This is a genomic window from Mesorhizobium sp. Cs1299R1N1, from assembly GCF_037179655.1.
GTDB lineage: Bacteria > Pseudomonadota > Alphaproteobacteria > Rhizobiales > Rhizobiaceae > Mesorhizobium > Mesorhizobium salmacidum.
The window spans coordinates 87,338-100,805 of record NZ_JAPYKR010000013.1; the positions used below are offsets into that span (position 1 = coordinate 87,338).

The 13,468-nt window shown below is 63.1% G+C and carries 13 protein-coding genes; 8 read left to right on the forward strand and 5 right to left on the reverse strand.

The window, feature by feature from the left end:
- Positions 1-26: 26 nt before the first annotated feature.
- On the reverse strand, positions 27-476 hold the full coding sequence (locus tag O7A70_RS25970) for a DNA polymerase III subunit chi (RefSeq protein WP_337142927.1): 450 nt from the start codon (positions 474-476) through the stop codon (positions 27-29).
- Positions 477-485: 9 nt separating this feature from the next.
- On the reverse strand, positions 486-2,030 hold the full coding sequence (locus tag O7A70_RS25975) for a leucyl aminopeptidase (protein WP_337142928.1): 1,545 nt from the start codon (positions 2,028-2,030) through the stop codon (positions 486-488).
- A 363-nt stretch (positions 2,031-2,393) separates the two neighbouring features.
- Between O7A70_RS25975 and lptF the strand changes: the two genes are divergently transcribed.
- The 7 genes from lptF (at position 2,394) to O7A70_RS26010 (ending at position 10,370) form a co-directional block, all read left to right on the forward strand.
- Positions 2,394-3,596 (forward strand): LPS export ABC transporter permease LptF, encoded by a 1,203-nt coding sequence (gene lptF, locus O7A70_RS25980; protein ID WP_337108025.1) that lies wholly within the window; start codon positions 2,394-2,396, stop codon positions 3,594-3,596.
- Positions 3,593-4,678 (forward strand): LPS export ABC transporter permease LptG, encoded by a 1,086-nt coding sequence (gene lptG / locus O7A70_RS25985; protein WP_337143007.1) that lies wholly within the window; start codon positions 3,593-3,595, stop codon positions 4,676-4,678. Before lptF ends, lptG begins: the two co-directional genes overlap by 4 nt.
- On the forward strand, positions 4,678-7,098 hold the full coding sequence (locus O7A70_RS25990; protein ID WP_337142929.1) for an LPS-assembly protein LptD: 2,421 nt from the start codon (positions 4,678-4,680) through the stop codon (positions 7,096-7,098). The genes lptG and O7A70_RS25990 overlap by 1 nt, the downstream gene beginning before the upstream one ends.
- An 88-nt stretch (positions 7,099-7,186) precedes the next feature.
- Complete coding sequence (locus O7A70_RS25995) at positions 7,187-8,119, forward strand: peptidylprolyl isomerase (protein ID WP_337142930.1); 933 nt, start codon at positions 7,187-7,189, stop codon at positions 8,117-8,119.
- Between the two features lies 1 nt (position 8,120).
- A complete protein-coding gene (gene pdxA, locus O7A70_RS26000; RefSeq protein ID WP_442921213.1) occupies positions 8,121-9,149 on the forward strand; it encodes a 4-hydroxythreonine-4-phosphate dehydrogenase PdxA in 1,029 nt (342 codons plus the stop codon).
- A 25-nt stretch (positions 9,150-9,174) separates the two neighbouring features.
- Positions 9,175-10,008, forward strand: a complete 834-nt coding sequence (gene rsmA / locus O7A70_RS26005) for a 16S rRNA (adenine(1518)-N(6)/adenine(1519)-N(6))-dimethyltransferase RsmA (RefSeq protein WP_337142931.1) — start codon at positions 9,175-9,177, stop codon at positions 10,006-10,008.
- A 68-nt stretch (positions 10,009-10,076) separates the two neighbouring features.
- A complete protein-coding gene (locus O7A70_RS26010; RefSeq protein WP_337142932.1) occupies positions 10,077-10,370 on the forward strand; it encodes a DUF1330 domain-containing protein in 294 nt (97 codons plus the stop codon).
- 6 nt (positions 10,371-10,376) lie between these two features.
- On the opposite strand, the gene gmk is transcribed toward O7A70_RS26010, so the two are convergent.
- From gmk to mltG, 3 genes are all read right to left on the reverse strand, one after another.
- On the reverse strand, positions 10,377-11,033 hold the full coding sequence (gene gmk / locus O7A70_RS26015) for a guanylate kinase (protein ID WP_140509905.1): 657 nt from the start codon (positions 11,031-11,033) through the stop codon (positions 10,377-10,379).
- Between the two features lie 21 nt (positions 11,034-11,054).
- A complete protein-coding gene (locus O7A70_RS26020) occupies positions 11,055-11,945 on the reverse strand; it encodes a YicC/YloC family endoribonuclease (RefSeq protein ID WP_337142933.1) in 891 nt (296 codons plus the stop codon).
- Positions 11,946-12,100: 155 nt separating this feature from the next.
- Entirely contained in the window at positions 12,101-13,213 is a 1,113-nt protein-coding gene (mltG, locus tag O7A70_RS26025) for an endolytic transglycosylase MltG (RefSeq protein WP_337142934.1), read from the reverse strand.
- Here mltG and O7A70_RS26030 point away from each other — a divergent pair.
- Positions 13,212-13,463, forward strand: coding sequence for a hypothetical protein (locus tag O7A70_RS26030; RefSeq protein WP_337142935.1), 252 nt, complete (start codon positions 13,212-13,214; stop codon positions 13,461-13,463). The genes mltG and O7A70_RS26030 overlap by 2 nt on opposite strands.
- The last annotated feature ends 5 nt before the right edge of the window (positions 13,464-13,468 follow it).

A 13,468-nucleotide genomic window follows, 5' to 3' on the forward strand; every position in this document is an offset into this window, starting at 1 on the left:
CCGCGTTTCGGCTTTAGGCGCTGCTCTCACGCCTTGCGCTCCCAGCGGCGGTCCGCGGTCTGCTGCCAATAGGTGACGGCGTGGCCCGCGTCCTTCATCGTCTTCCAATGCGCCCGGGCCATCTCGATCTGGGCCGCGTCATGGCCATCGAACAGGAACACCGCACGCTCGTAGCCGCCAAGATCGGGCGGCGCCGCGCCGTCTACCAGGAACCTGATCCTGGCTTCGTTGGGATTGCCGTCGCCGGTGGTCAACAGGATTGGTTGTTCAGCTGGGTAAGCTTCGCGATCGGTCGCGTGTGCCAGGAAGGAATCATCGCGGAAAGTCCATAGATGCTGGTCGAGCGCGTCGCGCCGCTCCTCGGTGCCGGTCTGCACCACGGCGCGCCAGCCACGATCGATGCTGCGCTCGAGCAGGCCGGGCAATGTATCCTCCAGCGTCGATTCGGTCAGATGGTAGAACAGCACATCGGCCATGGATCGACGTCAGCTCTCGTAGTGATCACGTACCAGCCGGTCCAGCAGCCGCACGCCGAAACCCGAACCCCACGACTGGTTGATCTCGTTCAATGGCGAGCCCATCGCGGTACCGGCAATGTCGAGATGCGCCCAGGGAGTGTCCTTGACGAAGCGCTGCAGGAACTGCGCGGCGATGATCGCGCCGCCGTAGCGGCCACCGATGTTCTTCATGTCGGCATTCTTGGAATCGATCAGCTTGTCGTATTCGGCGCCGAGCGGCATGCGCCACAGCCGTTCCTGCGTTGACTGTCCGGCCGCGGTCAGCCTTTGCGCCAGTTCGTCGTTGTTGGAGAACAGGCCGGCATAATGCAGGCCGAGCGCAACCATGATGGCGCCGGTCAGCGTCGCCAGGTTGACCATGAATTTCGGCTGGAAGCGGTCGTTGCAGTACCACAGCGCGTCGGCCAGGACGAGGCGCCCCTCCGCGTCGGTGTTGAGCACCTCGATGGTCTGTCCCGACATCGAGGTGACGATGTCGCCCGGGCGCTGGGCATGACCGTCGACGGCGTTTTCGACAAGACCGATGATGCCGACGACATTGGCCCTGGCCTTGCGCGCGGCGAGCGCATGCATCAACCCGGTCACGGCGGCAGCGCCGCCCATGTCGCCTTTCATGTCCTCCATGCCGGAGGCCGGCTTGATCGAATTGCCGCCGGTGTCGAACGTGACGCCCTTGCCGACGAAGGCGACCGGGCTGTCCTTGGCCTTGCCGCCGTTCCATTGCATGACCGCCATGCGGGCGCCTCGGGGCGAGCCTTGCGCGACACCCAGCAGCGAGCCCATGCCGAGCTTCTTCATCTCCTTCTCGGTCAGGATCTCGACCTTGACGCCGAGCGCCTCGAGGTCCTTGGCGCGGGCGGCGAACTCGACAGGTCCCAGCACGTTTGCCGGTTCGTTGACGAGATCGCGCGCCAGAAGCACACCGTCGATCACCGCCTCGGCATCGGTGAAAGCTTTCTTGGCGCCCACCGGGTCGGCGGTATGGATGGTCACCTTGACCGGCTTTTTCGGATCGGCCTTGCCGCCCCCTTGGCCGCCCCCCTGGCCGCTCCCCTGGCCGTCGTCCTTATCCTTCCTGGTCTTGTACTTGTCGAAGGAATAGCCGCGCAAAAGAATGCCCGCTGCGAGGTTTGCGGCGTCCTTGCCATCGGGCGAGGCACCGGCCAGGTCGAGGACCACGGCCACGTCGGTTGCCTTGCGCAGCGATGCCGCAATGGTGCCGCCGAGCTTCAGCCAGGCATATTCATCGAGCCCCGACACCCTACCGGCGCCGATCGCGACCAACCTGTCGAGCGATGTTGCTTCCGGCGCCAGGATTTCGACAGTGCCGGCGAACTTGCCGGTAAACTCGGCGACCGGGAAAGCCCGGTCGAGCGTCTTGCCCGGATCGTAAGCCCTGGCCGCATCGCTCAAGCCATCATCCGCCGACAGCACGAAGACCGTGCCCTTTCTGTTCGCCGCCGCCTGGGGCGCGACGAATTTTGCAAAGGCGATCGATGGTCTCGGGTTCATCATGTCCTGCTTTCGGGGATTGCGCGATGATGCGCGAAGCGGTTTGAAGCGATCCGCGACATTTGGTCGTTTTCCGGCATTTGGCAAGACTTTGCCAAAATGGCTACCCATATGAGACATGGAATCGATGGCGATTCGTCGCGGCACGGCCCGCTTAATGCCGCAACCTGTTGTTAACCATCGATGTTCGTCCTTTCTTATCCATTGCCGCCGACACTCCGGCCTACTGCGGCACGCGACGTGGGACGGGAACCGGCTCGCGTGCCCAACGCAGCGCAACGGAGCCAGTTGTGCGGGCGTCGCCGGACAGCTACCTTTGGCGTGGTGGCATGATGCCGTTCGAGAAAATCGAGTAAAGCCTTCATGAAGGTCGTTGAACGCTACATCATGCGCCGCGCTTGCGTGGTCTTCCTGGCAGCACTGGTCTGGACGCTGGCCATCGTGTGGACGACGCAGGTACTGGCCAAGATCAACCTGGTCACCGACAGCGGTCAGTCAGCCTTGACCTTCTTCGAGGTCGCGTCTCTTATTCTCCCCTCCATCGTTCCGATCGTCGTGCCTTTCGCGCTGGTGGTGGCTGTCGCCCAGACACTCAGTGTGATGAATTCGGATTCGGAACTCGCGGTGGTCAATGCATCGGGCGCCTCACGCTGGACCATCGTGCGGCCGATCATGCTGCTGGCGCTGGCCGCCAGCGTCTTTTCATTCGCCGTGGACAACGGCATCGACCCCTATGCACGACAGAAGAACCGCGCCCTGGTGGCGGAGTCGCGCGCCGACCTTTTGTCGCTGATCATCCAGGAAGGCACGTTCCGGAAAATCGAGGAAGGACTGTTCCTGCAGATTGGCGAGCGGCTTCCCGACAACCGGCTGGGTGGCATCTTCGTCGCCGATTCGCGCGAGGAAGGCGTCAATCTCGTCTATTATGCGAAGACCGGCAGCATCATCGAACGCGGCGGCGAAAAGGTGCTGATGATGAATGACGGCGTCATCCATCGCAAAACGCTGACGGGCGACCTCAGTGTCATCCGGTTCACGTCCTATGCCTTCGACATGTCGGCCTTCATGTCGGCGGCCAACCAGGTGACGCTCCTGCCAAAGGACCAGACGACCCAGTACCTGCTCAATCCAAGCCCTAACGACAAGAACTATCAGCAAAATCCGCAGGAGTACCGGGCCGAGGTCGACCAGCGGTTTTCGGAATGGACATACTCCATGGTTTTCGCCCTGATCGCGCTCGCGGTCGCTGGAGACGCGCGTTCGCATCGCGAGGCGCGCGTCAATCCGCTGATCACGGCCATCGCGATATCGCTGTTCGTGCGCTGGCTGGGTTTCTTCGCCGCGAGCAAGGCCGACGAGGTCCCGCAATATTCCTATGTGGTCTATGGCGTGCCGATTGTGGCTTCCGCCGTGGCGATCTGGTTCATCGTGTCGAACCGGACCATGGAACTGCCGGTTGCCTGGGCGGACTGGATGACAAACCTGGCCAGCCGCATCGGCGACGGCTGGAATGCCCTCAAGTTGCGTCTATCCAGGCGCGACACCTCAGGCCAAGGAGCCGGCTGATGGGCTGGACGCTGGGCCGTTACTTCTTCTTCCGCTACGTGGCGATCACGATCTGGTTCTTCCTCGGCCTTCTGGCGCTGGTATTCCTTATCGATTTCACCGAACTGTCCGGCCGCACCACCGGCCTGCCGGGGTTCACCTATGGCACGGCGATGGCCATTTCAGGCCTTCGCATGCCGATGATCATGCTGCAGACGGTGCCGTTTGTCGGCTTGTTCTCGGCAATGGCGACGCTGGTGTCGCTCAACCGACGTTACGAACTCGTCATCGCGCGCTCCGCGGGCGTTTCCGCCTGGCAGTTCCTTTTGCCATGCTGCATCGGCGCACTGCTGTTCGGCGCCGTATCGGTCGGGATCATCAACCCGCTCGCCGCGCACGCCTTCTCCTTGTCCGAACAGATCGAGACCGAGCTGCGCTCCGGCAAATCCAACACGGTTTCGGCCGATGCCGCTCCCTGGATCCGCCAGAAAACCAGTTCCGGCGACACGATCATCGGCGCGCGCGCCATCCTCGGCCAGGGTCTGGAGATGTCCGACGCGGTCTTTTTCATCCTCGACCAGCAAGGCAATATCGTCGAGCGCAAGGATGCGGCGCGTGCTTACCTGCGCGACGGCTATTGGGAATTGCAGGATGTGAAGATCTTCAGGAACGGCTCCATCCAGCCCGTCGCGAACGATCGTGTGCCGACCAATCTGAAGCCGGAATTCGTGCAGGAGCGGCTGGCGCGCCCGGAGACGATTCCCTTCTATGACCTGCCCGGAAAAATCGAGGTTGCCCGTTCCTTCGGCCTCAAGGCAAATGCCTTTGCCATGCAGTTTGATTCGCTGGTGGCGTTGCCATTCCTCCTCGTCGCCATGACGCTGATTGCGGCAACAGTTTCAATGCGATTTGCGCGAATGGGGCAGTCGGCAACGATGATTCTGGGTGGCGTCGTTGCCGGGTTTCTGCTTTATGTCGTTTCGGTGCTGGTGAAGGCGTTCGGCGTGGCGGGGTTCGTGCCGACTGCCATAGCCGCCTGGGTGCCGGTCGTGGTAGCTATGTTCTTCGGGGTGACTTTCCTGCTATACAAGGAAGACGGCTAGTGAGGGAGGCGTTTTTGCCCAGCGATAGGCAGGCCCGTTTGGCGCGCCTTTATGCGGCGAGCGCCTTGGCGTGCCTGGTCGCCTGCGGCGTCCCGCTGCCGGCGTTCGCGCAGGATGTCGGCAACATGGCGACCACGGTTCCGTCCGGCTCGCAGATGCTGCTGGCGGCAGACACCCTGGAATATAACAACGACAACCAGACAGTGACCGCCATCGGCGGCGTGCAGATCGACTATGGCGGCAACCGCCTCGTCGCCCAGAAGGTTGTGTACGACCGCAACACCAAGCGGATGGTTGCCAGCGGCAATGTCGAGATCGTCAACAGCGACGGCACCAAGATCAATTCGCAGCACATCGACATCACCGACGATTTCGCAGACGGCTTCGTCAACGCGCTGCGCGTTGAAACCGTCGACAAGGCCTATTTCGCCGCCGAAAGCGCCGAACGCATGGGCGGCGTGCTGACCACTTTCCACAATGGTGTCTACACCGCCTGCGAACCGTGCGAGGACAAGCCCGACAAGGCGCCGACATGGCGTGTCAAAGCCAGGAAGATCATCTGGAACGGCGAGAAGAAGACGGTTCGCTTCGAGAACGCGAATTTCGAGTTCTTCGGCTTTCCGCTGGCCTACCTGCCGGCATTCGAGATCGCCGACCCGACGGTGAAGCGCAAGAGCGGCTTCCTGATCCCCAGCATCGGCTACAACAGCCATCTGGGGTATAGCGTCAAGGTCCCCTACTATTTCGCTCTTTCCCCGACATATGACCTGACGGTGACCGGAAGCGGCTACACCAAGCAGGGCTTCCTCGGCGAAGCCGAATGGCGCCAGCGCTTCAACAATGGCGAATACACTTTTAAGGTCGCCGGGATCCAGCAGCAGAATCCGGACGCCTTCATCGACAGCGCCGGCCGCAACATCGATTCGGGCGCGGCTGGCGATTCCAACAAGTTCCGCGGCATGATGGGCACGCAGGGGCAGTTCGCGATCAACGAACGCTGGAATTTCGGCTGGGACGTGCTGTTGCAGACCGACAAGGATTTCTCGCACACCTACAACATCGGCAAGTACAACGAATACGTCCACCAGTCGTCGGTCTATCTGACCGGTCTCAATGACCGTAACTATTTCGACGTGCGCGCCATGCATTTCGAAGTCCAGGAAAACACGCTCAACGACAACGTCGCGGCGCGAAGCGGTCAGCAGCCCTGGGTGCTGCCCTCGCTCGACTATGCCTATATCCCCGACGCGTCGGTCGCCGGCGGCCAGTTGTCGCTCAATGTCAATACGCGCGTCATCCGCCGCGAAGATCTCGACGAGACATATTTCACCCCTTACTACCCCCCGTCAGGTACGCAGCGCGTGCGCGGCATCGAAGGCGAGTCCAGCCGTCTTACCGCCGAGGCCGAGTGGAAACGGAGCTTTGTCACCGATGACGGGTTGGTGCTGACACCGTTGCTGGCGCTGCAAGGCGACGTCGACTATGTCAGAGCGTCATCGGCCTCGCTCACCGCGATCAACCAGATGGCGACGAATCTGGGCGAGCAGGACGACATGCGCTCGTCATTTGCCCGCTACATGGCGACCGCCGGGCTCGAGATGAGCTGGCCCCTGTTGTTCTCGCTGGCCAGCGGGTCGAGCCACGTTTTCGAGCCGATGGCTCAGGTGTTCCTGCGCCCGAACGAACAGTATGTCGGCGGCCTCTCCATTCCGAACGAAGACGCGCAGAGCATGGTTTTCGATGCGACCACGCTGTTCGAACGCGACAAGTTCTCCGGCTACGACCGCATCGAGGGCGGCTCGCGTGCCAATGTCGGGCTGCGCTATTCCGGCTCCTATATCAATGGCTGGGGCACCAATGCGATCTTCGGCCAGTCCTATCAGATCGGCGGCGAAAACTCCTTCGCGGCACCTGATCTGGTCAATGTCGGTGCAAATTCGGGGCTCGAGACCACTAAGTCAGACTATGTCGGCCTGTTTGGCATAACCAGCCCCAATGGATTCGCGGCCTCGGTCAGCGGCCGTTTCGACGAACAGAGCTTCGAGATCCGCCGCGCCGAGTTCAAAGCCGCCTATTCCGGGCTGCCGGTGTCGTTGAGCGCCAAGTATGCCTTCATCCAGGCCCAGCCGCTCTATGGTTTCACGACCGACCGTCATGAGGTTACGCTCGGCGCATCGACGCATCTTGCCGAGAACTGGCGCGTGTTCGGAACAGGAACCTACGATTTGCAGGAAGGCCTGCTGGTCAAGGACGGGGTGGGCTTCGCCTACAACGATTCCTGCTTCACTTACCTGATGACGTACGCGCAGTCGCGTGACCTGAACACCAGGGAAGTGACGCAGAGCATCGGATTCAACCTGTCGTTCCGCACCCTCGGCGACTTCGGCTCGTCGACCAACGCAGTCGACACCATCCAATAAGCGGCGACATCGTTTCGCCGCATAGGGCTGGCACGGATTCGCGTATCCGGAAGGGGACGGAATTGGGCGGAGCCGGGATAGAATTGGGATGCCAACGATGAGGAAATACCTCTTTTCAGCAGGGTTCGCGTTGCTCGTGGCGGCGACATCCGTGTCGATGACAGTGATGACGCCGCCGGCTTTCGCCAGCGAGATCAAGTACGTCGTCAACGACATAGCAATCACCACTGGTGATATCGCCCATCGTGCCGCCTTCCTGAAGCTGCAGCGCAAGAAGGGCGACGCTGCCCAGGAAATGATCGACCAGACGCTGCGCACGGCCGAGGCCAGACGGCTTGGCATCCGTATCAGCGATGCCCAGGTCGAGGCCGCCTACCAGCGCTTTGCCACCAACAACAAGATGCAGCTCGGCCAGCTCAACGGCGTCATGGAAAAATCCGGCGTCGGCAAGGATCATTTCAAGGAGTTCATTCGCGCCCAGATGGCATGGAGCCAGGCCCTGAGCGCACGTTACCGTTCCGGCGAAGGTGGTAGCGTAACCGAACAGGACGCGGTGCGGCGCATGCTTGACAAGGGCGGAGCCAAGCCGAGCGCCATGGAATACATGCTGCAGCAGGTCATCTTCGTCGTGCCAGCGGCCGAACGCAGCGCGACGCTGGCCAAACGCAAGCGCGAGGCCGACGCCATGCGTGCCCGCTTCAACGGCTGCAACACGACGCGCGAGTTCGCCAAAGGCCTGATCGACGTCACCGTTCGCGACCTCGGACGGATTCTGGCGCCGCAACTGCCGCCGGACTGGGCGGAGCAGATCAAGGCGACCAAGGTCGGTGGCGCCACCGTCACACGCGAGACTGAACGCGGCGTCGAATTCATCGGCATCTGCTCGTCGCGCGAAGTATCCGACGACAAGACCGCCCAGATGGTGTTCCAGAGCGAAGGCTCCAACGACAAGGCCGCCGACGATCTCAGCAAGAAATATGTCGACGAGCTGAAGGCGAAAGCCCGCATCGTCAAGCGCTGACGTGAGCAGCACGATGACCGCGCTGGCGTTGAGCGTCGGCGATCCGTCCGGTATCGGCCCTGAAATCGCCATTGCCGCCTTCCTTGCGCGGAACGCCGTCGGCTTGCCCGCCTTCTACCTGCTGGCCGACCCGGCCGTGGTCGCATCGCGCGCACGCCACCTTGGCGTCTCGCTGCCTGTCGAGGAAGTGACGCCGGTGCAGGCGATCGAGGTCTTTGGCCGCGCCTTGCCGATCGTTCCCCTGACGGCGCGCTTCATCGACAGCCCCGGGCGACCCGACCCGGCCAATGCAGCCGGCACCATCGAAGCGATCGACCGCGCGGTCGCCGCCTGCCTTGCCGGCGAGGCCGCTGCCGTGGTGACCTGCCCGATAGCCAAGAAACCGCTCTACGATGCCGGCTTCCGTTTTCCCGGCCACACCGAATATCTGGCGCATCTGGCGGCTCGGCACAGCGGCGTCGAGGCGATGCCGGTGATGATGCTGGCAGGCCCCGACCTGCGCACGGTTCCCGTCACCATCCACATCGCTCTGGCCGAGGTGCCGAAGGTCCTAAGCACCGAATTGATCGTCGCGACCGCGCGCATCACGGCGGCCGACCTTGCCAGCCGCTTCGGCATCGCCAGGCCGCGGCTCGCCATTGCGGGCCTCAATCCGCATGCCGGCGAAGGCGGCTCCATGGGCCTGGAAGACGAGCATATCGTGCGCCCGGCGGTCGACATCCTGCGCGCTGAAGGCATCGATGCTTTCGGGCCCTTGCCCGCCGACACGCTGTTCCATGCCCGGGCGCGGGCAGGCTACGACGCTGCACTGTGCATGTATCACGACCAGGCATTGATCCCGGCCAAGGCGCTGGCCTTCGACGAGGCGGTCAACGTCACGCTGGGCCTGCCCTTCATCCGCACCTCGCCCGACCACGGCACCGCCTTCGACATCGCCGGCAAGGGCGTGGCGCGACCCGACAGCCTGATCGCGGCGCTGAAGCTCGCCAGAAGACTGGCTGACGTCGACGCAAAGGCTGGCACCGCATGAGCGCTTTCGCTTCCGGTCTTCGCGCATGAGCATCGATGGGCTGCCGCCGCTGCGTGACGTCATCGAGCGCCATGGGCTGCACGCGAAAAAGGCGCTCGGCCAGAACTTTCTGCTCGATCTCAATTTGACCGGCAAGATCGCACGCAGCGCCGGCGACCTGACGAATGCCACGGTGATCGAGGTCGGGCCCGGGCCTGGAGGGCTGACAAGGGCGCTGCTATCGAACGGCGCCCGCCGGGTCATCGCCATCGAGCGCGACGAACGCTGCCTGGCGGCGCTTGCCGAGGTGTCCGCTCATTACCCCGGTCGGCTGGAGGTGATTTCGGGCGACGCGCTGAAGACCGACTTCGCCGCCCTCGCCTCGGGGACCGGCCACGCTCCGGTCCGGATCGTGGCCAATCTGCCCTACAACATCGGCACCGAACTGCTGGTCCGATGGCTGACGGTCGCGGACTGGCCGCCCTTCTATGCCTCGATGACGCTGATGTTCCAGCGTGAGGTGGCGCAGCGCATCGTCGCCGCACCCGACAGCGATGCCTATGGCAGGCTGGGTGTGCTCGCCGGCTGGCGCACGCAGGCCAGGATCGCCTTCGACGTCCCGCCTCAAGCCTTCACGCCACCGCCCAAGGTCACCTCCTCGGTGGTGCATCTGGAACCACGCGCGACGCCCCTGCCCGCCGATGTGAAGAAACTCGGCCGGGTCACGGAAGCCGCCTTCGGCCAACGCCGAAAGATGCTGCGGCAGAGCGTGAAAAGCCTCGGCGGCGAGGCCTTGCTCGAACGAGTGGGGATCGACCCGACGCGACGCGCCGAAACGCTCAGCGTCGAGGAGTTCGTGCGGCTGACCAATGCGGTCTAGCGCCGGCAGGTCTGGAATTGTGATGACCGAGGCATAGGTAGTCTGGCGAACATGCCGGAGAACCAGGAATGCCCGCCTATGTCATTTCCGATGTCACGGTCCGCGACGAAGAGGCGTTGCAGACATACCGCTCCCGCGCCGCGGCCTCGATCGCCCGGTATGGCGGGCGTTATCTGGTGCGCGGCGGCCAAGTGCAGACGCTGGAGGGTGATTGGCATCCTGGTCCGCTGATCGTCGTCGAATTTCCCGACATCGAGCGGGCAAGGCGCTGGTACGCATCCGCCGAATATGCGGCGGCGCTGGAGGTGCGCGATGCCGCGCTCAGCCGACATCTGATCCTGGTCGAGGGCATGGCGCCCTGACGCCAGTCAGACGGTTTTTTCGTCCAACAATCCCGACACGAAGTCGAAGAGACCGGGCCGGCGGTCGCGCCGCAGCCGCTCGGCCACGACGATGCCGCGAACCTCGGCGAAGGCACGGTCGAGATCGTCATTGACGATGACGAAGTCATATTCCTTCCAGTGCTCGATCTCGTTGCGGGCGTTCTTCAGCCGCGTCTCGATCACCGCTTCCTGGTCCTCGGCGCGCCGCTTCAGCCGCGCCTTCAATTCTTTCATCGATGGAGGCAGGATGAAGATCGACACGATGTCGGCACGCATCTTCTCCTTGAGCTGCTGGGCGCCCTGCCAGTCGATGTCGAACAGCATGTCGCGGCCCTGCGCCAGCGCCAGTTCGGCCGGCTCGCGCGGTGTCGCATAGCAATTGCCGTGCACTTCCGCCCATTCGAGGAGCGCGTCGGAATCACGCAGCCGCTCGAATTCGCGCATCGTGCGGAAGTGATAATGAACGCCCTCGATTTCCGAGCCGCGGCGTGGCCTTGTGGTGACCGAGACCGACAGTTCGAGGCTTGAATCGCTCTCCAGAAGATTGCGCGCGATCGTCGACTTGCCGGCACCCGATGGCGACGACAGGACGAGCATCAACCCCCGGCGGCGGATCCGGGACCCCATATCCCTGGGAACCATCGGTTCCTTGGCGACCATCGGCTACTCCAGATTCTGGACTTGTTCACGAAACTGGTCGACGACCGCCTTCAGTTCCAGCCCGATCGCGGTGACGGCGGCAGCATTCGACTTCGAACACAGCGTATTCGATTCGCGGTTAAATTCCTGTGCCAGAAAATCGAGCTTGCGGCCGACGGCGCCGCCGCCCTCGAGCAAGGCCCGGCCAGACGCGACATGCGTTTTCAGCCGGTCGATCTCTTCGCGAATATCGGCCTTGGTGGCAAGGAACGCCGCCTCCATGTGCAGCCGGCTTGCATCCAGATTGGCGGATGCGTCCATCAGCAGCCGGACCTGCTCGGCAATGCGTTCGCGGATCGCCGCCGTATCGCGTGACGGGTCGGCTTCCGCGCGCAGGGTCAGTGTCTCGATGGTGTCGATATGGCCGGACAAAAGCACGGCCAGCGCGGCGCCCTCGCCTTGCCTGGCCTGTTCCAGGCCGTTCAGCGCCACGTCCAGCGCGGCCATGATGGAGGTATCGAGCGCGGCCCGCACTTCTTCGGTTTCGATGGTTTCGGCAACGTCGAGCACGCCACGCAGCGACAGCAATCCGTCAGCCGTCGCGGGCGCAACGCCGAACTGTTCCTGCAGCCGCTTGGCCAGACCGGCGAGATCTTTCAAAAACGCCTCGTTGACGACAGGTTGCGTCTGCGCGCTGGGGGCGCGGCCGATGGTCAGCGTCGCCTGGAAATTGCCGCGGGCGAAACGCTTCTGCAGCGTTTGCCTGACCACAGGCTCCAGCCGCTCGAATCCCTGAGGCAGCCGCAGGCGAACCTCGACGCTCTTGCCATTGACGGATTTGACTTCCCAGGCAATTGCGGTGCCGTCATGCTCGGCGACGACGCGCGCAAAACCGGTCATGCTCTGCAAATTCATGTCGCCCTGTACACCCCTGGCGCCTTACCCCGAAACGGTTTTCCGGAGGGGCAAGCGCGGCTTAAAATGACCACACCGCGAATGCGTCGAAATCGGACGCCCGGCGTTCCTTCAAATGTCAGGCCGCCGCCTTCCAGGCAACGCCTTTCTTCACCTTACTGGACCGCGCCCGCATCACCGCCGGCATCGCCGTTGTCGCCACCGGTGCCGTCGCTGTCGTCAGCAGGCTTGTCGGCAGCAGGCTTGTCGGCACTGCCGCTGGTACCGGCGGCAGCGGCGGCCTTGGCTGCTTCATCGGCCTGCTTCTTCTGCAGCGCGCGATAGCGGGCGACGTTTTCATTGTGCTCGTTCAGGGTCGACGCAAAGACGTGGCCGCCCGTGCCGTCGGCGACGAAATAGAGGTCGTCGGTCTTCGACGGATTGGCCACGGCCTCGAGGGCCGCGCGGCCTGGATTGGCGATAGGCGTCGGCGGCAGGCCGCTGATCACATAGGTGTTGTAAGGCGTCTGCTTCTGGATGTCGGACTGGTAGATCGGGCGGTCCACCGGCTTGCCCTTGCCGCCAAACAGACCATAGATGATGGTCGGATCGGACTGCAGGCGCATGCCCTTGGCCAACCGGTTCAGGAAGACAGCAGCCACCCGTGAGCGTTCATCGCCCTTGCCGGTTTCCTTCTCGACGATCGAGGCCAAGGTGACAAAGTCCTCGACGTTGGCCAAGGGCAGATCCGGCGCGCGCCGCTGCCACACCTCATCGACCAGTTTCTTCTGATCGGCGAGCAGCTTTTCGACCATCTGCTGACGCGTTGCGCCACGCGTGAAGCGCAGCGTGTCGGTGGCAAGGCTGCCCTCGGGGGGCGTCTTCCCCGGCATATCGCCGCTCAGGGCGGGTTCGTCGGCGATGCGCTGCAAGGCCTGCTCGACCGTCAGCCCTTCAGGAATAGTCAGCGAGTACATCACCGACTTGCCGCTCTTCAGGAGTTCCATGATGTCGCGCATGGATGCCCTGGGCTTGATCTCGTATTCTCCGGCCTTGAGTGCGGAATCGTTGCCGAAGGCACGCACGCCGAGGCGGAATACGCGGGCGTCGCTGATCAGTCCGCGGCGCTCAAGCTGGTCGGCGATATCCTGGACGCCACTGTTGGGCTTGACGAGGAAAGTGTCGCCATTGGCGGAAGGGCCGGGCTCGGTAAACTCCTGCTTGCCGAAATAGAGGGCCACGCCCGCCGCCAGAACCATCAGCATCACCGAGGAGATGACGAAGTTCATGAACACGACGACCTGGCTGCGCGAAGCGCGCGAGCGTTTAGGCGGCGGCGTTCCGGCTTCCGGCCGCAGCGCCTCGCTGGCCGTCTTCGGCACGATCGGCCCGGTATTCGCCGGCCTTTGCCCGAATTCTCCGTTGTCTGACGGATTTGTGTTCATTTCGCCCTACCGTTCGATCTCTCAACGAATCCCCTGCGGCAGAGTAGAGGCGAATATGGCAAAATTGACGGCACTCCAAAGCATTGCCCGGTAACCGGA